Genomic DNA, 23,639 nt, shown 5'->3' on the forward strand with positions numbered 1-23,639 from the left:
CTTTCCCCTCTGACAGTGATGGCGGCGACCCCGGTGCGGGGCTTCCTCAGACCGCGATTGCGATGGATTTCGTGCGCGTATAGGCCTCCAGCCCTTCCAGTCCCTTTTCCCGGCCGAAGCCGGACTTGCGGTTGCCGCCGAATGGCAGCTCGATCCCGCCGGCCCAATAGTCGTTGATGGTGACCTGCCCCGCATCGACCCTGCGTGCAACCCGCAGTGCGGTGGTGATGTCGGGCGTGTAGATGCCGGCATTCAGCGCGAAGTCGGTGCCGTTTGCCAGCGAAATCGCTTCGTCGATATCATCGAATGTCTGGACGGTCAGCACGGGGCCGAAGATCTCCTGCTGGACGGCATCGTCGTCCTGCGGAACGCCGTCGATCACGGTCGGCGCATAGAACCAGCCGGCGCCCGTCTCGGGGTCGGTCACGGCATGGCCGCCGGTCACGATCTCCAGCCCGCGGGCGCGTGCGGCATCGACATGGCCCGCGATCCGCGACAGGTGCAGATCGGAATTGACGGCGCCCATGTCGGGGTTGCGCAGGCCGTGGCCGACGCGCAGCTTCTGCGCCCTGGCGACCAGTTCGGACAGCACCTGGTCGTGCAGGCTGCGATGCACGATCAGCCGCGACCCGGCCGAGCAGATCTGCCCGCTGTTCGAGAAGATCGCCCACAGCGCCCCGTCGGCCACCTTCGCCGCGGATGCATCCGCAAATCCGATCAGCGGCGACTTGCCGCCCAGCTCCAGCGTCAGGCCGGTGACGTTCGGGGCCACGCGCTGCATAACGTCGATCCCCGTCCCGACCGAACCGGTGAAGGTCACGTGGCGCACGCGCGGGTCGCCGACCAGTGGCGCACCGGCCTGGGCGCCCGTCCCCGTCACCACGTTCACGACACCCGCGGGCACGCCCGCACGCACCAGCAGATCCGCGATCAGCAGCGCGGTGAAGGGCGTCGTCTCGGCCGGTTTCACGACCGCGGTGCAACCCGCCGCCAGCGCGGGCGCGATCCCGCGCACCAGCGTCGAGGTGGGATAGTTCCAGGGCACGATATGCGCGGTGACGCCGACCGGCTCCTTGGCTGTGAAGGCGACCGTCCCGCCGCCCAGGTCGGGGCTGCGCCCGTCCAGCTTGTCTGCGGCGCCCGCGTAATATTCGAACAGCCGCGCCGATCCCGCGACATCGCCCTGCGCCTCGGCCAGGGTCTTGCCGCTGTCGAGGCTCTCGACCACGGCCAGCAGGTCGGCCTCGGCGCGCATCAGGGCGGCCACGTCGTTCAGGATGCGGCAGCGTGTTGCGGGCGGCACGTCGCGCCAGGCCTCGAACGCGCGCTGCGAGGATGCAAGCGCGCGGTCCACATCCTCGGCCCCCCCGGCGGCAAAGCTGCCAAGCACGGTGCCGCGGCCCGGATCGAAGCTGTCCATCCGCGCGCCGTCGCTGGCCGGATGGAAGGCGCCGTCGATGTAATGTCCCTGCGGCAGCATCGGCAGCGTGCCCGTTTCGTCGTACGTGCGGATCAAATCGGCAAGCTTCATGGCTGCTCCTCGGTGACTTGGTATTGGGCGCGGGCAAGGAATTCGGGCGAGATCTCGACACCCCAGCCGGGGGCGTCGGTCACGCTCACCCTGCCATCCGCGACGGCATAGGGGTCGTTCCGGAACAGCCCTCGCTGCCACGGATAGTAGTCGTCCCCCTCGATCGAGAATTCGAGATAGCGCCCCGCATTCGGCACGGCGCGCAGCAGGTGCATGGTGAACAGCGTGACCATCGACAGGTTCGCCGCATGGGGCGTGCAGGGCAGCCCCGCCGCATGCCCCATCCGCGCGACCTGCATGGCGCGGATCATGCCGCCCACATAGAGGATGTCAGGCTGCACGATGTCCACCGCGCGCATGTCGATCATGCGCCGCCAGTTCACCAGGTCCCAGTCCTGTTCCCCGCCCGCGACCTCGATGCTCAGGGCAGCATTGACGCTGGCCGTCTGCTCCAGCTCCCAGTACAGGCACGGCTCTTCGTAATGTTCATAGCCGTGATCCTGCAGCATCCGGCCCACGGCGATGGCGCGTTCGGGCAGGAAGCCGGAATTGGCATCGACCAGAAGATGCGCGTCATCGCCCATGGCGCGGCGCATGGTGGGCACGATCTCCTCGGTGCGGCCGTCCCATTCGTCGCGATCCTGGCCGCATTCCGCCCCCACGCGGACCTTGAACGCGTCGAAGCCGTGACGGTCTCGCAGGTCCTGCATGCGGCGGGCCTCGTCCGCGGGGGTGATGTCGCGGCGCATCGAGGACGCATAGGCGCGGATCGGCCCCGGATCGCCGCCCAGAAGGCTTGCGACCGGCAGGTCCAGCGACCTGCCGCGCCAGTCCCAGGCGGCGGTCTCGAACCCGGCCAGCGCGCGGCACAGATAGGTGCCGGGATACTTGTGCTCGCGCAGCGGAACCTGCGCCACGATATCCTCCAGCGCACCCATCCCGCGCCCCAACGCCCATGGCGCGACCGAGCGGTGCAGCACCTGGCAGGTAATGTCGGAATTATAGGGCGAGACCTGCCCCCAGCCGATCGCACCGTCCCGCGTGGTCACGCGGACGAAACCGACCAGCGGGGTGGTGAAGGTCTCGATCCGGGCGATGCGCGGCCCGCTGTCGTCACCGCCCCTTGCGTGGCGCAGCGGCACGGCACCGGATGCGGAATAGGGCTGGCTCATGCGTCCTCCAGGATCATGTCGGCGGCGCGCCATGCGACCATCATCGTCGGCGCGTTGGTATTGGCGGATGTCAGATTCGGAAAGACCGAGGCATCGACCACCCGAAGCCCCGCGAACCCGTGCACCCGCAGGCGCGGATCGACGACCGACCCTGTGGCATCGGCCCCCATCCGGCAGGTCCCCACGGGGTGGAACACCGTGCCGCAGCGTTCGCGGAAATCGGCAAGGATCGCCGCGTCGTCCATGTCGCGCAGATCGGGACCGATGGGCCCCTTCACCAGCGGCGTCATCGCATCGCTGCGCATCAGCGCACGGCACAGCCGCCCACCCGCCACGACCTGCGCGCGGTCCTCATCCGTGGCCAGGCTGTCGGGACGGATCAGCGGCGCGTCCCCCGCATCAGCCGAGGATATGTCGATCCGCCCCCGGCTGGTCGGACGCGCGGGCGAGAAGCCGATGATGAAGCCCGGAAACGGATCGGGGTTGATGACCGTCCGCGTCCCCTTGGGCGTCGTCGTATAGGTGACGGGGTTGAAATACAGCTGCTGGTCCGGGCGCCCCAAGGCGGGATCGGTGCGGAAATACCCGCCGCACTGGTTCACCGACAGCGCCAGCGGTCCCTTGCGCGTCAGCAGGTATCGCAGCCCCGCGCGGATCTTGCCCGTCAGCGGCGACAGCACGTCGTTCAGCGTCGGCTGCGTCGCACGATACAGATAGCTGATCCCCAGATGGTCCTGCAGATGCCCGCCGACATTCGGATTGTCGGCAATGCAGTCGATGCCGTGGTCGCGCAGATGGCCCGCAGGCCCGATCCCCGACCATTGCAGGATGCGCGGCGAGGTGACCGAGCCTGCAGCCAGGATGATCTCGCGCCCTGCCACAGCCTCGGACGGGGTGCCGTTCCGGTCATAGGCGACGGCCACGGCGCGGCGTCCCTGAAACCGGATGCGGCGGACCAGCGCGCCCGTCAGCAGCGTCACGTTCGCGCGCCGCAGCGCGGGTCGCAGCATCGCAGCGGCCGAGGAATGCCGCCGCCCCCGCCGCGTGTTGATGCGATAGGTCGCGGCCCCTTCGGGCGTGCCGCCGTTGTGGTCCGCGGATGCGGGCAGGCCCAGCTCGGACGCCGCCTCGAAGAAGTGGCGGTTCACCGGATGCACCTGGTCCGACACGTCCTGCACGTGGATCGGGCCGTCCCCGCGCGTGCTGCCATCCGGCGCGACATGCGTCTCGATCCGGTCATAGGCCTCGCGGACCGCATCCCAGCCCCAGCCGGTCGCGCCCGCCGCCTGCCAGTCGTCGAAATCGCCCGGGAGCCCCCGCGCATAGAGCATGGCGTTGATCGACCCCGAGCCCCCCACGACACGCCCGCGCGGCCAGTAGTCGCTGCGCCCGTTCAGCGCCTCCTGGGGCTGAGAGCTGTAGCGCCAGTTCACCCCCGGATGATGGAAGGTCTTGCCATAGCCCATCGGCAGGGAAATCCACGGCAACCGGTCAGGGCCTCCGGCCTCCAGGATCAGGACGCTGCGACGCCCCGACCGCGACAGGCGTTCGGCCAGCACGCAGCCTGCCGAACCTGCACCGACGATGATGTAATCGTATCGTGACACGCGACCTCCGAATTCGGGTGCACTGTGTCAGTTTGACGACCGGGGTGCATAACGAATAATAATTCGTCCGAACCTCGAAATAATTCGCAGAAGAATACCCGCCCCATGTTCAACGAATTGCCGCCCCTGCCTTGGCTTCGCGCCTTCGAGGCAAGCGCCCGGCTGGGCAACTTCACCCGCGCCGCCGAGGAGCTGGCCCTGACCCCCTCCGCCGTCAGTCACCAGGTCCGCTCGCTCGAGGCGCGGCTGGGGCAGCAGCTTTTCACGCGCGCGCGGCGGTCGCTTTCGCTGACGCGGCTGGGCCAGAGCTATCTTCCGATCATCACGCAGGCATTCGCGGCGCTGAACGATTCGACCTCGGGGCTGTTCGGCAAGACGCAGGGGAACACGGTCACGCTGCGCTGCCTCAGCTCGCTGACCAGCCTGTGGCTGCTGCCGAAGATGGCCCGCCCCCTGCCCGACGTGACGCTGCGGCTGTTGTCCACGTCCTGGTCCGACGATCCGGGCCGCGAGGGGATCGACATCGACATCCGCTATGGCGACGGCACCTGGTCCGACGGAGAGGTGATCCCCCTGATGCAGGGCGACGTCCTGCCCGTGGCGACGCCGGAACTGGCGGCCCGCGGCGACATCGCTTCAGGCCCGCTGATCGCGGTCACCGGCGTGCTGGATTCGTGGGAGCATTTCTTCACCTGTCACTTGCCTGACAGGCACGCGCCCGACCCTGCCATCACGGTGGACCAGTCGCTTGTCGCGCTGGAACTGGCGACCGCAGGGCGCGGCTTCGCCCTGGTGGCCGAGGTATTCGCCCGTCCCTATCTGCAGGACGGGCGGCTGGTTCCGGCAGGCGACCGCCGCATCCCCGAACGGCTGGGGCACCACATCGTGCTGCCGCACGGCACGAACCCCCACCGCCCCGAGGTCGCGGCCATCATCGAATGGCTGCGGCGATAGGGCCCTTCTGCGCCACCCCCGCGACATAGGTCTGCGCGACGGCGCGGTCGTCGCCCATGATCTGCAGGATGAACAACTCCTCGGACAGGGTGCGGATGCGTTCGGAACGCAGCGCCATCGCAGGCGTCGCCAGCGCGTCCAGCACGACCAGATCGGCGTCCGAGCCGGGGGCCAGCGTGCCGATCCGATCCTCCATCCCAAGCGCCATGGCATTCCCGCGCGTGGCCCAGTGGAACGCCGCCAGCGGGTGCAGCTTCTGCCCGCGCATGGCCATGACCTTGTAGCCCTCGTTCAGGGTCTGCAGCATGGACCAGCTGGTCCCGCCACCGACATCGGTCGCCACGCCGCTGACGATGCCCGCATCGCGCAGCCCGTCGGCGTCGAACAGCCCCGAGCCAAGGAACAGGTTCGAGGTGGGGCAGAAGATCGCCCGGCTGCCAGTCTCGGCCATTCGCGCGATCTCGCGGTCCCGCAGGTGGATGCAGTGGCCCAGCAGCAGACGGTCCGACAGCAGGCCGTTCTGTTCATAAATGTCCAGATAATCCCGTGCCTTGGGATACAGACTTAAGGTATATTCGATCTCGGCCAGGTTCTCGCTCAGATGGGTCTGGACGTGGCAGTCCGGATGCTCGGCCGTCAGCGCACCCGCCGCCGCAAGCTGTTCCGGGGTCGAGGTGATCGCGAAGCGCGGCGTGATCGCATAGCGCTGGCGGCCCTTGCCGTGCCACGCCTCGATCAGCGCCTTGCTGTCGTCATAGCTGCTCTGGGCGGTGTCATGCACCTCGGGGATGGCGTTGCGGTCCATCATCACCTTGCCCGCGACCATCGCCATGTTCCGCGCATGGGCGGCGCTGAACAGCGCCTCGGCCGAGGTCTTGTGGACCGAGCAGAAGGCCACCGCGCTGGTCGTGCCGTTCGCGACCAGCTGATCGAGGAACAGCCCCGCGATCCGCGCGGCATGGTCGGGATTGCCGAAGCGGGCCTCTTCGGGGAAGGTATAGTTCTGCAGCCAGTCCAGCAGCTGCGCGCCCCAGCTGGCGATGACCTGCGCCTGCGGGAAATGGATATGCGGGTCGATGAAGCCCGGCATGATCAGATGCGGGCGGTGGTCGATCTCGGGCAGGTCGGGTTCGGCCAGGTCGGCGTGATCGCCCACGGCCTCGATCAGGCCGTCGCGGATGACGATGGCGCCATCTTCCCAGAAACGGTGATTGTCGGCGGTCTGGTTCGGATCGGCGTGGAAATCGAGGACGCGGCCCCGGATCAGTTGTCGCATGTCTGCTCGTTCAGATGGGCGTGGGAAACAAGGCGGGCGATCTCGGCCATGGTGAAGGCCGCGATGAATTCGGGGCGCTTGTCGGGCGTGCCGCCGCTGCCGATGGGGCAGACCAGCGGCGCGGGGTCGATCCCCTGCCCGCGTGCGAAACGCGCGAAGCGGGCGCGCTTGGTCGCGCTGCCGATCATGCCGACATAGGCCAGATCGCCGCGCGACAGCGCCTCGGAGGCCAGCAGGAAATCCAGCGCGTGATCATGGGTCAGGATGACCGCGATGTCGCCCGCGCGGGCGGCGCGCAGCTCGGCCTCGGGGATGGGGGTCAGGCGGGTGGTCACGCCACGGGCCAAGGCCAGTTCCTCGGGGCGGCTGTCGATCAGCGTCACCTCCAGCGGGAGGACCGACAGCGCGGGTGCCAGCGCGCGACCGACATGGCCCGCGCCGAAGACCAGCGCCTGCCTGCGCCGTTCGGCGCGCGGTGCGCCACGATCCAGCGTCAGGACGACGCGACCGCCGCAGCATTGCCCGATCTCGGGGCCCAGGGGCACGTCCATGCGGGCCTGCGCCTCGTTTCGGGCCAGCATCTGGCGGGCGCGGTCGATGGCCATGTATTCCAGCTGCCCGCCGCCGATGGTGCCCGTGACCCGATCCGGAGTCACGAACATCTCGGCCCCGGCATCGCGCGGGGTCGAGCCCTTGGCCGCCGAGATGCGGACGCGGATCATCGCGACAGGCGCTCGACCGCCATCAGCACGCGCTCGGGCGTGGCGGGGGCATCGATGCGGGCCGGCTCGCGGTAATCGCAGACCGAGGCCACGGCCATGTTGATCGCCTCGAACACGCTGATGCCCAGCATGAAAGGCGGCTCGCCCACGGCCTTGGACCGCTTGACGGTGCGTTCGGGGTTCACCGACCATTCGGCCAGCCGCACGTCGAAGATGCGCGGCCGGTCCGATGCCAGCGGCACCTTGTAAGTCGAGGGCGCATGCGTGCGCAGGCGGCCCTTGTCGTCCCACCACAATTCCTCGGATGTCAGCCAGCCCGCACCCTGCACGAAGGCGCCTTCGACCTGGCCGCGATCCAGCGCCGGGTTCAACGAGCGGCCCACGTCATGCAGGATGTCAATCCGGTCGATCCGGTATTCGCCGGTCAGCGTGTCCACCGAAACCTCGGACACCGCGGCGCCATAGGCATAGTAGAAGAAGGGCCGCCCCTGCCCGGTCGAGCGGTCCCAGTGGATCTTGGGCGTCTTGTAGAAGCCCGCAGCCGACAGCTGGATACGCGCCATGTAGGCCGCGCGGATCAGGTCGGCCCAGGGCACCAGCTCGTCGCCCACCTGCACCGCGCGCGGACGGAATGCCACGCGGTCGGGCGCCACGCCCCAATGCGAGGCTGCGAATTCCACCAGCCGCGCCTTGATCTGTTCCGCAGCATCCAGCGCCGCCATGCCATTCAGATCCGCCCCCGACGATGCCGCCGTGGCCGAGGTGTTGGGCACCTTCTCGGTCGTGGTCTTCGTGATCTTGATCAACGAGATGTCGCATTGGAACGCCTCGGCCACGACCTGCGCGACCTTGGTGTTCAGCCCCTGCCCCATCTCGGTCCCGCCATGGTTCAGGTGGATCGAGCCGTCATTGTAGACATGGATCAGCGCACCCGCCTGGTTGAACCACGTCGCGGTGAAGCTGATGCCGAACTTGACCGGCGTCAGCGCGATCCCCTTGCGGATGACGCCGCCCTTCGCGTTCCAGTCCAGCACGGCCTGCCGGCGCGCGTGGTAATCGCTGCTGGCCTCCAGCTCGTCGAAGATGCGCGGCAGGATCTGGTCGGTGACCTCCTGGTGATAGGGGGTCAGCTGGCCGTTCTGGTACAGGTTGCGCTTGCGCACCTCCAACGGGTCCATGCGCAGCGCATAGGCGATCTCCTCGATCATGCGTTCGGCCACGATCACGCCCTGCGGGCCGCCAAAGCCGCGGAACGCCGTGTTGCTGACGGTGTTCGTCCGCATCGGATGGCTGCTGACCCGCACATTGGGATAGTAATAGGCGTTGTCGGCATGGAACAGCGCCCGGTCGGTCACGGGGCCGGACAGGTCCGCGCTGAAGCCGCAGCGCGCGTACCAGTCGCCATCGACCGCGCGGATGCGTCCCTGATCGTCGAAGCCCACCTGGTAATCCACCACGAAATCGTGGCGCTTGCCCGTGGCGGTCATGTCGTCGTCGCGGTCGGGGCGAATCTTGACCGCGCAGTTCCAGCGGCGCGCCGCGATGGCGGCCACGCAGGCGAACAGGTTCATCTGCGTTTCCTTGCCGCCGAAGCCGCCCCCCATGCGGCGCACGTTCACCACGACCGAATGGTTCGGCACCCCAAGGGCATGGGCGACCATGTGCTGCACCTCGGACGGGTGCTGGGTCGAGACATGCAGCACCATGTCGTCATCTTCGCCCGGCACGGCCATGGCGATCTGCCCTTCAAGGTAGAAGTGGTCCTGCCCGCCGATCGCGAAGCGCCCCGCGATCCGGTGCGGCGCGTCGGCCATCGCGGCGGCCGCATCGCCGCGCTTCAGGGTCAGCGGGTCGGTGACGTATCCCATCCCGGCATCGCGGGCCGCGATCGGGTCCAGCGCATGGGGCAACGCCTCGTATTCGATCCTGGCCATCCGCGCCGCGCGGCGGGCGGCGTCGCGGGTCCGGGCGATGACCGCGAATACCGGCTGACCCAGGAAATGGACCATCCCGTCGGCCAGGATCGGATCGTCGTCCTTGCCGTTTGGCGACACGTCGTTGACGCCCGGCAGGTCCGCCGCCGTCAGCACGCCCAGCACGTCCGGATGCGCCAGCACATCGGTGTAATCCGCCGACAGGATGCGCCCATGCGCGCATTCCGACAGGCCCAGATAGGCATGGGCAAGGCCCGAGGGCTCGTTCAGGTCGTCGGTATATTCGGCACGGCCCGTGACATGCTTGGCCGCGCTGTCATGGATGGCGTCCTGATGCGCAAGGCCGCGGATCGGGGCGTTGTCGGTTGCGTCCTTCATGCGACCTCCTTGGCGGCATCGCGCAGGGTGACGGGCAGATCCGGGTCGGATTGCTCCAGCCAGAAGCGGCGGATCAGGTTGCGCGCCACGCTGGCGCGGTATTCGGCGCTGGCGCGCATGTCGCTGAGCGGGGTGAAATCATCCGCAATGGCGCGACCCGCCGCGGCAAAGCTGTCGGCGGCGAAGGGCTGGCCGATCAGCGCGTTCTCGGCCGCGGTCGCACGGCGCGGGGTCGCGGCCATGCCGCCGCAGGCGATGCGTGCGTCGATGATGGTGCCGCCTTCCTCGCGCACCACGATGCCCATCGCCACGGACGAGATGTCGCTGTCGCGGCGCTTGGACACCTTGTAGGCGGCGATGCGGGCAGCCGGGGTCGGGATCACGATCTCCTCGACGAACTCTCCGGGTTTGCGGTCCTGCTTGCCGTAATCGATGAAGAAATCCTGCAGCGGGATCTGCCGCCGGGTATCGCAGTGACGCAGCACGATTTCGGCGCCAAGCGCGATCAGCAGCGGCGGCGTGTCCCCGATGGGCGAACCGTTGGCGATGTTCGCGCCGATGGTGCCGAGGTTGCGGACCTGCCAGCCGCCGATGCGCAGCCAGTAATCAGCGACCTGCGGCAGATGACGGCGGATCATCGGCAAGGCCTCGGAATAGGTGACGCCCGCGCCGATGCGCAGCGCGCCGTCCTCATGGCGGATGTCCTTCATCAACGCGCCGATGAAGATGGCACTGGGAATGGGGCGCAGGAACTTGGTGATCCACAGGCCCACATCGGTCGCACCCGCGACGATGGTGGCGTCGGGCTGCTGGACCAGCAGCGCGGCAAGATCGTCCGTATCGGCGGGCACGATGGCGCGGTGCCCGTCGCGGGACACATCGACGCGGCCCTGCCGCATCGCGGCCAGCCGCCGCGCGACATCCTGGCGTTCACGGGCCAGCGCATCCATCGCCTGACCGCCCGCGCGGGCGGCGGCGAGTGCGGCGTCGATGATCGGGCGGTATCCGGTGCAGCGGCAGATATTGCCCTGCAACGCGGTTTCGATCATCTCCTCGGACGGGTCGGGATCGGTCATCCACAGACCATAAAGCGCCATGACGATGCCCGGCGTGCAGAAGCCGCACTGGCTGCCGTGATGTTCGACCATCTCCGCCTGGACCGGGTGCAGCCCCCCATCCGGTGCCGCCAGATGTTCGATCGTGACGATATGCGTGCCGTGGCAGGCCGCAAGCGGACGGATGCAGGCGTTGATCGGTTCATAGACCAGACCGTCGGGCGTCACGCGCCCCGACAGGATGGTGCAGGCGCCGCAATCGCCCTCGGCGCAGCCTTCCTTGGTGCCCGTCAGGCGGCGGGCGATGCGCAGATGATCCAGCAGCATGTCCGAGGGCGACACCTCGGACAGGGCGATCTCTTGGTCATTCAGCAGGAAACGCAGCTGGGTCATCCTTGGTCCTTCCGGGCATGCGTGGGAACATGAATGCTAGGGCGGAAAAAGCCGTTGCGAAATCATTTCCGACTTGGAAGACTTTACACGAAACGTTGAAAGCCGAACATCCCATGTCCTATCTCGAAAGCCTGCGCGTCTTCGTCCGCGTCGTCGAACTGGGTTCGATCACCGCAGGCGGGCGCGATCTGCGTCTTTCGCCGGCAGTCGCCTCGAACCGGATCAAGGATCTGGAGAACCGCTTCGGCCTGCGCCTGCTGAACCGCACCACCCGCAAGCTGACCACGACCGAGCTGGGGCGCGCCTTCTACGACCATGCCAAGCGGGTGATCGAGACCCTGGACGAGGCCGAGGCGCTGGTCAGCAGCTTTTCGGGCAAGCCGCAGGGGGTGATCCGGCTGACCGCGCCGCTTGGGCTGGGGCGAAGGCTGGTCGCGCCGCTGATCCCGCGTTTCTGCGACGACAATCCCGGCGTCGAGATCCGGCTGCGGCTGTCCGATCGCAACGTCAACATCGTCGAGGATGCGATCGACCTTGCCTTCTTCTTGGGCGAGCCTGCGGATTCCGCCCTGAAATGGCGCAAGATCGCGGATTGCCCGCGCGTTCTGGTCGCAGCGCCGGCCTATCTGGCGGCTCGGGGGCGGCCCGAGCGACCCGAGGATCTGGCGGATCACGATTGCCTGCTGCTGCGGTACCCCCGCAGCCCGGAATATTACTGGACCCTTGTGACGCCCGAGGGCCCGCGCAAGATGATGGTCACGGGACGCTTCGACACCGATGACGGAGAGGTCCTGCGCGACTGGGCACTGACGGGGCACGGCATCGCGAATCGGCCCCGATACGAGGTGGCCGACGACCTGGCGGCAGGACGGTTGGAGGTGGTGCTGCCCGAGACGCCGCCGACCGTGGCGCAGATGGGTTGCCTGACGCCCCATCGGCGGTTGCAGGATCCCAAGGTGCGCATGTTCGCGGATTTCGCGGTGCGGGAATTGCGGCCGCTGTTTGACTGAGCAGGCACGCCGCGCAGCCCCCATCGAAGGGGCCGCGCGGCGCGGGGGCCGATGGCCCCCGACAGCGCCCTAGCTGAAGGCGTGGCGCAGGGTCGGCACCCGCGACAGCACCAGGCGGTCGAGGATCAGCACCGCCGCGAAGGTCAGCCCAGCCAGCGGGAAGGCCACCCCGATCACGGCACCCACCACGACCGCGCCCCGCCACATCGGCATCGCATGCGGCATGGGCGGCGCGACAAGGCGCAGGCTGCCCGAGGGGCGGCGCATCCACCACATTACCGCGCCGCTGACACAGAGGAAGATCACCCCGAGGCAGAAGGCGGTGTTGGCGATGACGCTCCACCAGCCCAGGGTGCCCATGTGCAGCGCGATGCCCGCGGCCATCGCCTGCCCCGCGACGGGATAGTCTGCGAACCGCATGTCGGCCAGCACGCGGCCGCTGTAGCGGTCCACATGCACGGTCCGGTCGCTGAACGGATCGCGGCTGTCGGTCGACATCGAATCGCGAGAGATCGTCCAGACGGCGTCCGGCCTGCGCGGGATGTTCAACTGGTACCGCCCCTCGAACCCGATCTGCCGGGCAAAGCGGTCGATCGTGTCGATGTTCAGCGGGCCCGTCGCCCGAAGATCGCCGCCTGCATCCGAACCCGATGCGGGAAGCGGGGCCTGTTCGAGCGTCCAGGGAACCTCTTTCGGGCCGTCGTTCAGGCTGGCATGGGTCAGGTCCGACAGCGGCACCGCATCGTATTTCGCGGGCGGGAAGGTCGACCAAGCCTGCATCATCCGCGCGCCCCAGATCCCCGCCCAGGACAGCCCCGAGATCAGGAAGAACAGCAGCGCGACCGAGATCCAGATCCCCGTGACCGAATGCAGCGACCGCCACAGGCCGCGCCCCTTGGCCGGAACCGGCAGCAGCGCGCGCCAGCTCTGCCCTCCGCGGGGCCACCACAGATACAGGCCCGTCGCCAGCAGCATGATCCCGAGCGATGCCGCGATTTCAATCACGCGGTCGCCGAAGACGCCCATCAGCAGGGTGCCATGCGTGTTGTCGGCCCAGTCGTACCAGCCGCCGCGATGGGCGAAATCGGACACGACCGTGGCGGTGTATGGATCGACGGCGACGGTGCGGGCACCCTCGGCCCCGTCGATGCGAAAGATCGCGGCGCTTTCGGCATCGCGAGGGGCCACGTATTTCACCGGCTCTCCTCCGGGAACTGCCGAGAGGGCGGCGGTGACCTGCACGGTCAGGCTGGCGGGGTCGCCCTGCGGAACGACGGCGATACGTTCGCCGTCGCGCCCGTCGATCTGGGCGATCCACAGCATCATCAGGCCGGTCACGGCAAGGATCAGGAAGATGGGAATGACGAACAGCCCGGCATAGAAATGCCAGCGCCATGCGGCACGATAGAAGGCGGCCCGCGTGGCGGGCGATCGGGTGGTCATGAAGGAACCTCTGGCTGGATTGACGAAATGGGGGTGTCGTCAACCGGCAGGAGGGGCGCGGGCCTGCGCCAGAAGCGGGGGATGGGACGGCAGCGCGGGCGGCGCGGCGTCAAGGCGCGGAAAGCTGCGCGCGATGCGCAGCCACAGCGGCTGATCCGCTGGCGTCGCGTGGTCCAGCGCATGGACCAGCAGGCAATGCGCGTCATGTTCGTCCGAGGGCGGCTGCGGGCGCGGATCGATCTGGGCCAGGGAAACACGTTCCAGGCCGTGGCCCGTGCAGATCACGACGAAGCCGTCGTCGATCAGCCCCATATCGGCAAGCGCCGCCGAGGTCTTCGGCAGCGTCAGGCCCAGCATCACGCCAAGCAGCAGGGCGATGTGCAGGACCCGCAGCATGGGCAAAGCTGTCGCCCGCGCCGCATCACCTGTCAAGGTGCGGTTGCTGCGACCTCTCGCCCCTCGGCCTGGCGGAACCAGCGGATGATGGCGGCGCGTTCCTCGCCCGTCATCCCGCTGAGATTGGCGGGCGGCATCGCGTTGGTCAGCCCCGCCTGGAAATAGATCTCCTTGGCGGAACGGGCGATGTCGGCGGGCGTCTCCAGCAGGACGCCCTTGGGGGCGTGGTGGATGCCGTCCCAGTTCGGTTCGCGCGCGTGGCACATGGCGCAGCGGCCCGCGACGGTGCGGGTCACGGCCTCGAACCCCTCGGCATCGGCAAAGCGCTGCTCGACCGAGGTCAGGCTGCGCGCCTGCGATTCCTCGTAGCTGTCGCGGTTCAGGCCAAGGGCAGAGAGCCACATGACGCCCACGAACAGCATCGCGGTCACGGCCCAGGTCCACCACAGCTGCCCCTTGCCCGCATGCATGCTGTTGAAGAAGTGCCGGATCGTGACGCCCATCAGGAAGATCAGTGCCGCGATCAGCCAGTTGTATTCGCTGGCGAAGGCCAGGGGATAGTGGTTCGACAGCATCAGGAAGACGACGGGCAGCGTCAGATAGTTGTTATGCGTGGATCGCAGCTTGGCGATCTTGCCGTATTTCGGATCGGGCGCGCGGCCCGCCTTCAGGTCCGCCACCACGATGCGCTGGTTCGGCATGATGATGAAGAACACGTTCGCGGTCATGATCGTGGCGGTGAACGCCCCCAGATGCAGCAGCGCGGCGCGGCCCGTGAAGACCTGGTCATAGGCCCAGCCCATCGCCACCAGCGCGACGAACAGCAGCAGCATCAGCGCCGTCGGGTGATCGCCCATGCGCGACTTGCACAGCCGGTCATAGATCAGCCAGCCCACCGCCAGCGACCCGCCCGAGATGGCGACCGCCTGCCAGATCGCCAGGTCCGCCTTCTGCGGATCGATCAGGAACAGGTTCGCCCCCGCCCAGTAGGTCACCGCCAGCAGCGCCGCCCCCGACAGCCAGGTCGAGTAGCTTTCCCATTTGAACCAGGTCAGATGCTCGGGCATGCGTTCCGGTGCGACCAGGAACTTGCGGATGTGATAGAAGCCTCCCCCGTGGACCTGCCATTCCTCGCCATGGGCACCGGGGGGCAGGTCGGGCGCCTTGCGCAGGCTCAGGTCCAGCGCGATGAAGTAGAAGGACGACCCGATCCAGGCGATGGCCGTCACGACATGGGTCCAGCGGACGGCGAAGGCCAGCCATTCCCAGATGATGGTGCTGTCGGGGATCATCTCAGCTGCCCCGATAGGTGCTGTAGCCGAAGGGAGAGATCAGCAGCGGCACGTGATAATGCGCATCCTCGGACATGCCGAAGCGGATCGGGATGATGTCCAGGAAGCGGGGGCTTTCGGGCGGGATGCCCGTGGCGTCCATCCAGGCACCGGCGTGGAATTCCAGCTCGTAGGTGCCGGTGGCGAAGCCGTCCTCGGGCAGGATGCGGCTGTCGGTGCGGCCGTCGGCATTCGTGATCAGCCGCGCGATCTCGGTCCGCGCGCCGCCGTCCAGGCGGTACAGCACGATCCGCATTCCCGCGGCAGGCGCGCCGCGCGCCGTGTCCAGAACATGGGTTGTCAGGTAACCGGTCATGATGCCCCCTTCTTCATCGCCTTCACCAGCTTGATAGCCGATGCGCCGGGTCATGACATACGGACCCGGCGCAAGGCAGTCTTCAGGATTCGTTGAAAATCGTCACGGGGTAAAACGCCCCCCGCGCGAGATCTTCACGGGCGGTCGCTGCGCAGGCCGGACCCTTTGCCCGACAATCCGCCCGACACCTCGTCGGTGGCCTCGGCGGCCAGTTCCTCGGGCAGGACCAGGTTCAACACGATGGCGATCAGGGCGGCGGGCAAGATGCCGGACGCGCCCAGGACGCGCAGCGTGTCGGGCAGGTGCTGCAACGCGTCGGGCGATCCGGGCGCGGTGCCCATCGCCTCGAGCTGCAGGCCCAGGCCGACCGACAGCGCGACGGCGAAGATGACCATGTTGCGCCGGTTCCACGTCACGTCCGACAGCATCGAGATGCCCGAGGCCACGACCATGCCGAACATGACGATCACGCCCCCGCCCAGAACCTCGATCGGGATTGTGCGGATGACGGCGCCGATCTTGGGCATCAGCCCGCACAGGATCAGGAAGATCGCGCCGATGGTGACGACGTGGCGGCTCATGACGCCGGTCATCGCGATCAGGCCGACATTCTGGCTGAACGAGGTGTTGGGAAAGCCGCCGAAGACGCCCGCGACCGCGGTGCCAAGGCCGTCGGCGAAGGTCGCGCCCTCGATCTCTCGGTCGGTGGCCTCGCGGCCGGCGCCGCCCTTGGTGATGCCCGACACGTCGCCCACGGTCTCGACCGCCGACACGAAGGCCATCAGGCAGAAGCCGATGATCGCGGCGATCGACAGCTCGAACCCGTATTTGAACGGCATGGGCAGCGCGAAGACGGCGGCGTTCGACCAGGACCCGCCGATCGCCTCCAGCGTCAGTTTGCCCGTGACCAGGCAGAAGCCATAGCCCGCAAGGATGCCCACCAGCACCGCCGAGATCGCCAGCATCCCGCGCGCATAGAATTTCAGCCCCAGGGTCACGGCGATCACGACCAGCGCGGCGGACCAGCTTGCAAGGCTGCCATAGCTCTCGGCCCCCTGCGCCTTGGCGGGCACGCCGCCCGCCGCGTATTCGATGCCGACCTTGACCAGCGCAAGGCCGATCATCGTCACCACGAGGCCCGTCACCAGCGGCGGCAGCGCAAAGCGGATGCGCCCGATGACCAGGCCCAGTGCCGCATGGAACATGCCCCCGATCAGCACGCCGGTGAACAGCGCGGCCAGGCCGTCCACGCCCTTGCCCGCGACCAGCGGGATCATGATCGGGATGAAGGCGAAGGACGTGCCCTGCACGATGGGCAGCGCGGCGCCCACCGGGCCGATGGTGACGGTCTGCAGCAGCGTGGCGATGCCCGCGAACAGCATGGACATCTGGATCAGGTACAGAAGCTCGGGGAAATCAGGGCTGTTCGACCCGAAGCCGAAGCCCGCGGCCCCTGCCACGATGATCGCGGGCGTGACGTTCGCCACGAACATCGCCAGCACGTGCTGCACCCCAAGCGGGATCGCCAGCAGCAAGGGCGGCGTGTGGTTCGGGTCCTTCAACTGTTCGGCTGTGCCCAGCACCTGGTCGGCCATGGCCTGTCCCCTCTGTCGGTTGTCGTTGGTTTCTGCCTTTCGCCGTGTCGCCGACGGGGCCGGTATTTCCAGCCATCCGCCCATCGCGCCCGCGCCGCCATGATTCGGGCGCGGGGGCCACGATCATCTTCCGCTGCTGCCCGCCTTTGCGGCAATCACCTGCACAAAATCGCGGCAGCAATATCGCGCCCAAAGCTTCCGGTTTTCCGGGCGGTCCGAATTTTCTGCTTGTCTGGCAGGATATTCCGGCGAAAACACGATGACGCACCAGACGGAGAGAGCAGATGGCAGACCCGACCCGCCGTCGCGGGCGCCCGCGCAAGACCACACCCGATGCACCGGCCACCGTGCAGGCGCTGGACCGTGCGCTGGATCTTCTGGACCTGCTTGCCCTTCGTCCGGGCCTGACCCTGTCCGAGGTGTCCGAACATTCCGGCCAGCCGCCCTCGACCGTGCACCGCGTGCTGCACACGCTGGCGACGCGCGGCATGGTCGAAAGCGACCCCTCGACCCAGGCGTGGAACATCGGGCCCGCGACCTTCCGGCTGGGATCGGCCTTCATGCGCCGCTCGGGGCTGGTCGAGCGCGCGCGCCCGATCCTGCGGTCGCTGATGCAGCACACGGGCGAGACCGCGAACCTGGGCATCCTGCAGGGCGAGACCGTGCTGTTCCTGTCGCAGGTCGAGACGCAGGAGACGATCCGCGCCTTCTTTCCGCCGGGCACCCGCTCGCCCCTGCACGCATCGGGGATCGGCAAGGCGCTGCTGGCCTTCGGGCGTCCCGAACTGCTGGATGCGCTGGTCGAGGGGCCGGGCCTGACACGCTTTACCGAAGGAACGCTGACCGACCGGGACGCGCTGACGGCGGATCTGGCGCGGATCCGGCATCGCGGCTTTTCCCTGGACGACGAGGAACGGACGCGGGGGATGCGCTGCATCGCGGCGCCGGTCTTCGACCTGTCGGGCGAGGCGCTTGGCGGGATCTCGGTCAGCGGGCCTGCGCATCGGATCGGCCCCGAACATATCAAGACGCTTGGCGCGACGGTCGTCGCTGCCGCGCAGGACCTCAGCGAGGCGCTTGGCGCCGCACCCGCCGAGGCGCGCTAAAGACCGGGGGCCGCGATCGTCACGCCCCCCGGCCCCATCTCAGTGCCCGCCGAAGAAGGCGAACTTGGCCACGAACAGCCCGGCGATGACCCAGGTCGCGGCGTGGACCTGCCCTGCCCGCCCCGTCAGCAGCTTGATCGCCGCATAGGACACGAAGCCGAAGGCCAGCCCGTTCGCGATGGAATAGGTCAGCGGCATGGCGATGGCCGTCAGCACCGCGGGCGCGGCCTCGGTCACGTCGTCCCAGTCCAGCTCGGCCAGTTCGCGCAGCATCAGCGTGGCGACATACAGAAGCGCGGGGGCCGTCGCATAGGCCGGGACCGCCCCCGCCAGCGGCGCGAAGAACATCGCAAGCAGGAACAGGACGCCCACGACGACGGCGGTCAGGCCGGTCCGCCCGCCTGCCTGCACGCCCGACGCGCTTTCGACATAGGCGGTGGTCGAGGAGGTGCCCAGCATCGAGCCCAGGGTGATCGCGGTGGAATCCGCCATCAGCGCGCGGCCCAGGTTAGCGTCGCGATCCGTGCCCTTGTCGCTCAGAAGCCCCGCGCGCTTCGCGACCCCGATCAGCGTGCCCGTCGCGTCGAACACCTCGACCAGCACCATGACCAGGATCACCTGGAAGATGCCCGCCGTCAGCGCGCCCGCGATGTCCAGCTGCAGGAAGGTCGGCGCGATCGGGGGCGGCATCGACACCACGCCGCCGAAGCTGCTGACGCCCAGAAGGATCGCCGCGACCGTCACGACCAGGATGCCGATCAGGATCGAGCCGCGCACGTTCAGCGCATCCAGCGTCACGATCAGGAAGAAGCCCGCGATGGTCAGCGCTGTTCCGGGCGCGGTCAGATCGCCCAGGCCCACCAGCGTGGCCGGGTTGTCCACCACGATGCCCGAGGATTGCAGCGCGATGATCGCGAGGAACAGCCCGATCCCCGCCGCGATGGCGCTGCGCATGGATGCGGGAATGCCCCCGATCAGCCAGCGCCGGATGCCCGTCACCGACAGGATCAGGAAGACGATGCCGCTGATGAAGACCGCGCCCAGTGCCTGCTGCCAGGTGAAGCCCATGCCCCCCACCACGGTAAAGGCGAAGAAGGCGTTCAGCCCCATTCCGGGCGCCATGCCGATGGGCCAGTTCGCCCAGACGCCCATGATCAGCGACCCCGCCGCCGCCGCAAGGCAGGTCGCCACGAAGACCGCATCGCGGTCCATTCCGGTGCTGGACAGGATCTCGGGATTGACGAAGATGATATAGGCCATCGTCAGGAAAGTGGTCAGACCGGCGATCAGCTCGGTCCGGATGCTGCTGCCCTTCTCGGCCAGCTTGAAGAAGTTCTGCATTGTCCCCCCTTGGCGGGTTCTGGGCCGCCCTTTCGGCGCAGCATGGGCGCGTGCAAGGGCTGTCTCAACCGGGCTGGGTCGCTCAAGTCTTTCCACGAAATCTTGAAAGCGGGCCGATCTTCGACGATTCGTTGATAGTGAATTTGGCAAAGCGGCGCTTGCACGCGGCCCTTATGCGCGATTTTGTGAACGCGCGACACCCCGAAGAACCGGAGATCAAGATGCGCTACAGCCGCGACCTGCGAGGATATGGCGAAACCCCACCCGATCCGCGCTGGCCGGGAAATGCGCGCATCGCCGTGCAGATCGTCCTGAACTACGAAGAGGGCGGCGAGAACAGCATCGAGCATGGCGACCAGGCCTCCGAGGCGTTCCTGTCCGAGATCATCGGCGCCCAGCCCTGGCCCGGCCAGCGGCACTGGAACATGGAATCGATCTACGACTACGGCGCGCGGTCGGGCTTCTGGCGGATGCACCGGATGCTGAAGGACCTGCCCGTCACCGTCTATGGCGTGGCGACCGCGCTGGAACGCAGCCCCGAGCAGGTGGCCGCGATGAAATCCGCCGGATGGGAGATCGCGACCCACGGCCTGCGCTGGATCGATTATCGCGACGTTCCCGCCGAGGTCGAGGCCGACCACATCGCCCGCGCGGTCGAGTTGCACCGCCAGGTCACGGGCGAACGCCCGCGCGGCTTCTACCAGGGGCGCTGCTCGATGAACACGATCCGGCTGGGCTGCGAGGAAGGCGGCTTCGAATACCTTGCCGACAGCATCGCGGACGAGTTGCCCTACTGGCACGAACACGATGGCGGCGCGCAGCTGATCGTGCCCTACACGATGGATGCCAACGACATGCGCTTCTCGTCGGGTCAGGGCTTCGGGACGGGGACGGATTTCTTCGACTATCTCCGCGACAGCTTCGACATGCTCTATGCCGAAGGGGCGGCGGGGGCGCCAAAAATGTTCTCGATCGGGCTGCATTGCCGACTTGCGGGCCGTCCGGGCCGCGCGATGGCGCTGCGGCGGTTCCTGGATCATGTTCAATCGCACGAGGGGGTGTGGTTCGCCACGCGGCTGGACATCGCGCGGCACTGGGCCACTGAGCATCCCTGGCAGCCGCGCCAGCGCCCCTCGCGCATGGATCGCGCCGAATTCGTCGAACGCTTCGGCGGCATCTACGAACATTCGCCCTGGATCGCCGAACGCGTCTGGGACGCCGAGATGGGCGCCGTCCATGACAGCGCGGCGGGGCTTGCGGGCCGGATGGCGCAGGTCTTCCGCGCGGCGGACGATGCCGAACGGCTGGGCGTCCTGCGCGCGCATCCCGACCTGGCGGGCAAGCTGGCGCAGGCACGGCGCCTGACCGCCGACAGCACCGCCGAACAGGCCAGCGCCGGACTGGACGCGCTGACCGATGCCGAACGCGCCGAGTTCACGCGCCTCAACGAGGCCTATGTCGCGCGGCACGGCTTCCCCTTCATCATCGCCGTGCGCGACCACGACAAGGCGGGCATCATGGCCGCCATGCGGGCGCGGCTGGACAACGACACCGAAACCGAACGCAGCACGGCCGAGGAACAGGTCGCGCGCATCGGAGAACTGCGCCTGAAGGAGGCCCTTGCATGACCGACCAGCCGCCCAAGGACGCCCCGACCGGCAATGTCCCCGAAACCGCCCTGCCCGGCCCCTATGCCGGTCCCGTCGCGGGCCTGCCCCCGCAGGCCGGGCTGACCACCGACACCGCCGTCTTCACCGAGGCCTATGCCGTCATCCCCCGCACCGTCATGCGCGACATCGTGACCTCGTTCCTGCCGGGATGGCGGGGGATGCGCATGTGGATGCTGGCACGCCCGCTGTCGGGCTTTGCCGAGACGTTCAGCCAGTACATCGTCGAGCTGGCCGAGGGCGGCGGCTGCGACACCCCCGAGGACGACCCCGAGATCCAGCATGCCTTCTTCGTCACCGGAGGAGAGATGTGCCTGACCATCGACGGGACCGAGCACCTGATCGGCCCGGGCGGCTTCGCCTATGTCCCCCCCGGCATGCCCTGGGCGCTGCGCAACACGACGCCGGGGAACACGGGCTTCCACTGGTGGCGCAAGCGCTGGCAGCCCGCCGCGGGGATCGACCGCCCCGATCCCATCGTGACGCGCGAACAGGATATCGCGCCCTCGATGATGCCCGACACGGATGGTGCATGGGGCACCGCGCGCTTCATGGACCCCGCCGATCTGCGCCACGACATGCATATCACGCTGGTCACCTTCCAGCCCGGCGGGTCGATCCCCTTCGCCGAGACGCATGTGATGGAACACGGCCTGTTCGTGCTGGAGGGCAAGGCCGTCTATCGTCTCAACCGCGACTGGGTCGAGGTGGGCGCGGGCGATTTCATGTGGCTGCGCGCCTTCTGCCCGCAGGCCTGCTATGCGGGCGGTCCAGGGCGCTTCCGCTACCTGCTCTATAAGGATGTGAACAGGCACGCACCGCTCTGGCCGAACCGCTAGGCCTTGGTGGCGGGTGCAGGCGGGGTGCGGGGCGCGGCGCGAAGCCGGGCCTCGCGCCAGGTGATATAGGTGATCGCCCCGATCATCATCCCGCCGCCCAGCATGACCCATCCGTCCAGCGGCTCGTGGAACACGATCACGCCGACAAGGCTGGCCCAGACAAGCTGCAGGAAGGTCACGGGCTGGGTCACCGTCAGCGGCGCGGCGGCGAAGGCGCGCGTCATGCTGTAATGGCCCGCCGTCGCGAAGACCGCGACCAGCCCCAGCCACATGATCTGCCCGAAGGTCGGCGGCACCCATTGCGCGATGGCCAGCGGCAGTAGGCCGATGGCGACGGTCAGCGACATCATCGCCACCACGACCGAGGCCGGGATACGCTCGCTCAGGCGCTTGGCCACCAGGTAGGACGCCCCGAAGGCGATGGCCGCGCCGATCTGCGACAGGTGGCCGGGGTCCAGCGGACGCATGCCGGGCCGCAGGACGACCAGCGCCCCCAACAGCGCGACGCCCACCGCCGCGATCCGCCGCGCGGCCAGCTTCTCGCCCATGAACAGCGCAGCGCCGACGGTCACGATGATCGGGTTGAGGAACCCGATCGCCGTCACCTCGGCCACGGTGATGCGCGACATGGCATAGAACCACAGCGTCACCGCGACGCAATGCAGCGCCCCGCGCGTGGCGATCAGCCCCCAGACCGGACGCGAGAAGCCGCGCCGCAGCGCCGGGACCAGCACCGGGGCCAGGAAGACCAGCCCGATGACGAAGCGGATGAAGGCCGCCTGCGCCGCGGGCAGCGCGCCCTCCAACCCGCGCACGATGCTGTTGACCATGACGAAGCACGCGCCGGTCAGCAGCATCCAACCGATGCCGATCATGTCGCGACGGGTCTGGGAATTGTCCTGCATGATCTGCAACTGCCGAGTTTCGCGCGGCAAGGCAAGGATTAACTGCGGCTCAGGCGTCGCTTATCAGCTTCCATGCGATCGACCACATCAGCAGCGCGACCAGCGTGTCCAGCACGCGCCACGCCACGGGCCGCGCGAAGACCGGCGCAAGATAGCGCGCGCCATGCCCCAGCAGCAGGAAGAAGACCAGCGATCCGGTCATCGCCCCCAGCCCGAAGACCCAGGGCCGCGGCCATTGCGCCGAGATGCCACCCAAGAGCAGCACGGTATCCAGCCAGACATGCGGGTTCAGCCATGTCAGGGCGGCGATCACGGCCATCGCGCCCCACAGCCCCCGATCCTCGCCCTCGGGGCGCAGGGCGGCGCCGCCGCGAATGGCCGACACGAGCGACCGCGCGCCATAGGCCAGAAGGAAGATCACGCCGCCCCACCGCATCGCGCTGGCCAATGCGGGCGCGTGCTGCAGGATGCCGCCCATGCCCGCCACCCCAAGCGCGATCAGGACCGCATCCGACAGCGCGCAGAACAGCACGACCGGCAGCACGTGCCGCCTCAGGATGCCCTGACGCAGCACGAAGGCATTCTGCGCCCCGATCGCCGCGATCAACGAGATGCCGGTCCCCAGACCGCCGAAATAGGATGCAAGCATGTCATCACCTCCGGCCATT

Annotated in this window: 20 protein-coding genes; 5 read left to right on the forward strand and 15 right to left on the reverse strand. The window is 68.1% G+C overall.

Annotated features, from left to right (window positions below):
* Nucleotides 1–46: 46 nt before the first annotated feature.
* The 3 genes from F804_RS0105710 to F804_RS0105720 are packed head-to-tail and all read right to left on the reverse strand — an operon-like array spanning nt 47 to nt 4,310.
* Nucleotides 47–1,531, reverse strand: a complete 1,485-nt coding sequence (locus F804_RS0105710) for an aldehyde dehydrogenase family protein (protein WP_022706792.1) — start codon at nt 1,529–1,531, stop codon at nt 47–49.
* Nucleotides 1,528–2,703 carry a mandelate racemase/muconate lactonizing enzyme family protein gene (locus tag F804_RS0105715; protein ID WP_022706793.1) on the reverse strand — a complete coding sequence of 392 codons (1,176 nt, stop codon included), beginning with the start codon at nt 2,701–2,703 and terminating at the stop codon, nt 1,528–1,530. The genes F804_RS0105710 and F804_RS0105715 overlap by 4 nt, the downstream gene beginning before the upstream one ends.
* Nucleotides 2,700–4,310, reverse strand: a complete 1,611-nt coding sequence (locus tag F804_RS0105720; RefSeq protein WP_022706794.1) for a GMC family oxidoreductase — start codon at nt 4,308–4,310, stop codon at nt 2,700–2,702. The genes F804_RS0105715 and F804_RS0105720 overlap by 4 nt, the downstream gene beginning before the upstream one ends.
* A gap of 105 nt (nt 4,311–4,415) precedes the next feature.
* Between F804_RS0105720 and F804_RS0105725 the strand changes: the two genes are divergently transcribed.
* The gene (locus F804_RS0105725) at nt 4,416–5,264 is read left to right on the forward strand and encodes a LysR family transcriptional regulator (protein ID WP_022706795.1); all 849 of its coding nucleotides are present in this window, start codon (nt 4,416–4,418) and stop codon (nt 5,262–5,264) included.
* Here the strand turns inward: F804_RS0105725 and guaD are convergent.
* Genes guaD through xdhA form a run of 4 tightly spaced genes read right to left on the reverse strand, consistent with a single transcriptional unit; the run spans nt 5,242 to nt 11,022 of the window.
* Nucleotides 5,242–6,540, reverse strand: coding sequence for a guanine deaminase (gene guaD, locus F804_RS0105730; RefSeq protein WP_022706796.1), 1,299 nt, complete (start codon nt 6,538–6,540; stop codon nt 5,242–5,244). The genes F804_RS0105725 and guaD overlap by 23 nt on opposite strands.
* Nucleotides 6,528–7,262, reverse strand: coding sequence for a xanthine dehydrogenase accessory protein XdhC (gene xdhC / locus F804_RS0105735; protein WP_022706797.1), 735 nt, complete (start codon nt 7,260–7,262; stop codon nt 6,528–6,530). The genes guaD and xdhC overlap by 13 nt, the downstream gene beginning before the upstream one ends.
* Nucleotides 7,259–9,574 (reverse strand): xanthine dehydrogenase molybdopterin binding subunit, encoded by a 2,316-nt coding sequence (xdhB, locus tag F804_RS0105740; protein WP_022706798.1) that lies wholly within the window; start codon nt 9,572–9,574, stop codon nt 7,259–7,261. Before xdhB ends, xdhC begins: the two co-directional genes overlap by 4 nt.
* Entirely contained in the window at nt 9,571–11,022 is a 1,452-nt protein-coding gene (xdhA, locus tag F804_RS0105745) for a xanthine dehydrogenase small subunit (RefSeq protein WP_022706799.1), read from the reverse strand. Before xdhA ends, xdhB begins: the two co-directional genes overlap by 4 nt.
* 113 nt (nt 11,023–11,135) lie before the next feature.
* Here xdhA and F804_RS0105750 point away from each other — a divergent pair, with 113 nt between their 5' ends.
* Entirely contained in the window at nt 11,136–12,032 is an 897-nt protein-coding gene (locus F804_RS0105750) for a LysR family transcriptional regulator (protein WP_022706800.1), read from the forward strand.
* A 69-nt stretch (nt 12,033–12,101) separates the two neighbouring features.
* Here the strand turns inward: F804_RS0105750 and F804_RS0105755 are convergent, their stop codons facing one another.
* The 5 genes from F804_RS0105755 to F804_RS0105775 all read right to left on the reverse strand — a co-directional run bounded on the left by F804_RS0105755 (nt 12,102) and on the right by F804_RS0105775 (nt 17,113).
* Nucleotides 12,102–13,475, reverse strand: coding sequence for a PepSY-associated TM helix domain-containing protein (locus F804_RS0105755; protein WP_022706801.1), 1,374 nt, complete (start codon nt 13,473–13,475; stop codon nt 12,102–12,104).
* 39 nt (nt 13,476–13,514) lie between these two features.
* Nucleotides 13,515–13,871 (reverse strand): DUF2946 family protein, encoded by a 357-nt coding sequence (locus F804_RS0105760; RefSeq protein ID WP_022706802.1) that lies wholly within the window; start codon nt 13,869–13,871, stop codon nt 13,515–13,517.
* 32 nt (nt 13,872–13,903) lie between these two features.
* A complete protein-coding gene (locus F804_RS0105765) occupies nt 13,904–15,163 on the reverse strand; it encodes a urate hydroxylase PuuD (protein WP_022706803.1) in 1,260 nt (419 codons plus the stop codon).
* A gap of 1 nt (nt 15,164) precedes the next feature.
* Nucleotides 15,165–15,518, reverse strand: a complete 354-nt coding sequence (gene uraH / locus F804_RS0105770; RefSeq protein ID WP_022706804.1) for a hydroxyisourate hydrolase — start codon at nt 15,516–15,518, stop codon at nt 15,165–15,167.
* A 134-nt stretch (nt 15,519–15,652) separates the two neighbouring features.
* On the reverse strand, nt 15,653–17,113 hold the full coding sequence (locus tag F804_RS0105775; protein ID WP_022706805.1) for a uracil-xanthine permease family protein: 1,461 nt from the start codon (nt 17,111–17,113) through the stop codon (nt 15,653–15,655).
* A gap of 284 nt (nt 17,114–17,397) precedes the next feature.
* Between F804_RS0105775 and bhcR the strand changes: the two genes are divergently transcribed.
* Nucleotides 17,398–18,219 carry an HTH-type transcriptional regulator BhcR gene (bhcR, locus tag F804_RS0105780; RefSeq protein WP_022706806.1) on the forward strand — a complete coding sequence of 274 codons (822 nt, stop codon included), beginning with the start codon at nt 17,398–17,400 and terminating at the stop codon, nt 18,217–18,219.
* A 39-nt stretch (nt 18,220–18,258) separates the two neighbouring features.
* On the opposite strand, the gene F804_RS0105785 is transcribed toward bhcR, so the two are convergent.
* Nucleotides 18,259–19,560: an NCS2 family permease gene (locus F804_RS0105785; protein ID WP_022706807.1), complete on the reverse strand. Its 1,302-nt coding sequence runs from the start codon at nt 19,558–19,560 to the stop codon at nt 18,259–18,261.
* Between the two features lie 221 nt (nt 19,561–19,781).
* Between F804_RS0105785 and puuE the strand changes: the two genes are divergently transcribed.
* Both puuE and F804_RS0105795 read left to right on the forward strand, forming a co-directional pair.
* Nucleotides 19,782–21,188: an allantoinase PuuE gene (gene puuE / locus F804_RS0105790; protein WP_028725663.1), complete on the forward strand. Its 1,407-nt coding sequence runs from the start codon at nt 19,782–19,784 to the stop codon at nt 21,186–21,188.
* A complete protein-coding gene (locus F804_RS0105795) occupies nt 21,185–22,066 on the forward strand; it encodes a bifunctional allantoicase/(S)-ureidoglycine aminohydrolase (protein WP_022706809.1) in 882 nt (293 codons plus the stop codon). Before puuE ends, F804_RS0105795 begins: the two co-directional genes overlap by 4 nt.
* Here the strand turns inward: F804_RS0105795 and F804_RS0105800 are convergent.
* Entirely contained in the window at nt 22,063–22,971 is a 909-nt protein-coding gene (locus F804_RS0105800; protein ID WP_028725665.1) for a DMT family transporter, read from the reverse strand. The two genes, F804_RS0105795 and F804_RS0105800, sit on opposite strands and share 4 nt — an antisense overlap.
* A gap of 49 nt (nt 22,972–23,020) precedes the next feature.
* On the reverse strand, nt 23,021–23,620 hold the full coding sequence (locus F804_RS0105805) for a LysE/ArgO family amino acid transporter (RefSeq protein ID WP_022706811.1): 600 nt from the start codon (nt 23,618–23,620) through the stop codon (nt 23,021–23,023).
* Nucleotides 23,621–23,639 lie beyond the last annotated feature (19 nt).

It is taken from the genome of Paracoccus zeaxanthinifaciens ATCC 21588 (genome assembly GCF_000420145.1).
Lineage (GTDB): Bacteria > Pseudomonadota > Alphaproteobacteria > Rhodobacterales > Rhodobacteraceae > Paracoccus > Paracoccus zeaxanthinifaciens.

What these genes read in the sequence shown, in the direction of transcription:
- F804_RS0105725 (WP_022706795.1), top strand. Translation starts at nt 4,416, where the DNA reads ATGTTCAACGAATTGCCGCCCCTGCCTTGGCTTCGCGCCTTCGAGGCA.
- F804_RS0105775 (WP_022706805.1), bottom strand. Translation starts at nt 17,113, where the DNA reads ATGGCCGACCAGGTGCTGGGCACAGCCGAACAGTTGAAGGACCCGAAC.
- F804_RS0105760 (WP_022706802.1), bottom strand. Translation starts at nt 13,871, where the DNA reads ATGCTGCGGGTCCTGCACATCGCCCTGCTGCTTGGCGTGATGCTGGGC.
- puuE (WP_028725663.1), top strand. Translation starts at nt 19,782, where the DNA reads ATGCGCTACAGCCGCGACCTGCGAGGATATGGCGAAACCCCACCCGAT.
- guaD (WP_022706796.1), bottom strand. Translation starts at nt 6,540, where the DNA reads ATGCGACAACTGATCCGGGGCCGCGTCCTCGATTTCCACGCCGATCCG.
- F804_RS0105750 (WP_022706800.1), top strand. Translation starts at nt 11,136, where the DNA reads ATGTCCTATCTCGAAAGCCTGCGCGTCTTCGTCCGCGTCGTCGAACTG.
- xdhB (WP_022706798.1), bottom strand. Translation starts at nt 9,574, where the DNA reads ATGAAGGACGCAACCGACAACGCCCCGATCCGCGGCCTTGCGCATCAG.
- F804_RS0105715 (WP_022706793.1), bottom strand. Translation starts at nt 2,703, where the DNA reads ATGAGCCAGCCCTATTCCGCATCCGGTGCCGTGCCGCTGCGCCACGCA.
- uraH (WP_022706804.1), bottom strand. Translation starts at nt 15,518, where the DNA reads ATGACCGGTTACCTGACAACCCATGTTCTGGACACGGCGCGCGGCGCG.
- xdhC (WP_022706797.1), bottom strand. Translation starts at nt 7,262, where the DNA reads ATGATCCGCGTCCGCATCTCGGCGGCCAAGGGCTCGACCCCGCGCGAT.
- F804_RS0105765 (WP_022706803.1), bottom strand. Translation starts at nt 15,163, where the DNA reads ATGATCCCCGACAGCACCATCATCTGGGAATGGCTGGCCTTCGCCGTC.
- F804_RS0105710 (WP_022706792.1), bottom strand. Translation starts at nt 1,531, where the DNA reads ATGAAGCTTGCCGATTTGATCCGCACGTACGACGAAACGGGCACGCTG.
- F804_RS0105755 (WP_022706801.1), bottom strand. Translation starts at nt 13,475, where the DNA reads ATGACCACCCGATCGCCCGCCACGCGGGCCGCCTTCTATCGTGCCGCA.
- F804_RS0105800 (WP_028725665.1), bottom strand. Translation starts at nt 22,971, where the DNA reads ATGCAGGACAATTCCCAGACCCGTCGCGACATGATCGGCATCGGTTGG.
- F804_RS0105805 (WP_022706811.1), bottom strand. Translation starts at nt 23,620, where the DNA reads ATGCTTGCATCCTATTTCGGCGGTCTGGGGACCGGCATCTCGTTGATC.
- xdhA (WP_022706799.1), bottom strand. Translation starts at nt 11,022, where the DNA reads ATGACCCAGCTGCGTTTCCTGCTGAATGACCAAGAGATCGCCCTGTCC.
- F804_RS0105785 (WP_022706807.1), bottom strand. Translation starts at nt 19,560, where the DNA reads ATGCAGAACTTCTTCAAGCTGGCCGAGAAGGGCAGCAGCATCCGGACC.
- bhcR (WP_022706806.1), top strand. Translation starts at nt 17,398, where the DNA reads ATGGCAGACCCGACCCGCCGTCGCGGGCGCCCGCGCAAGACCACACCC.
- F804_RS0105795 (WP_022706809.1), top strand. Translation starts at nt 21,185, where the DNA reads ATGACCGACCAGCCGCCCAAGGACGCCCCGACCGGCAATGTCCCCGAA.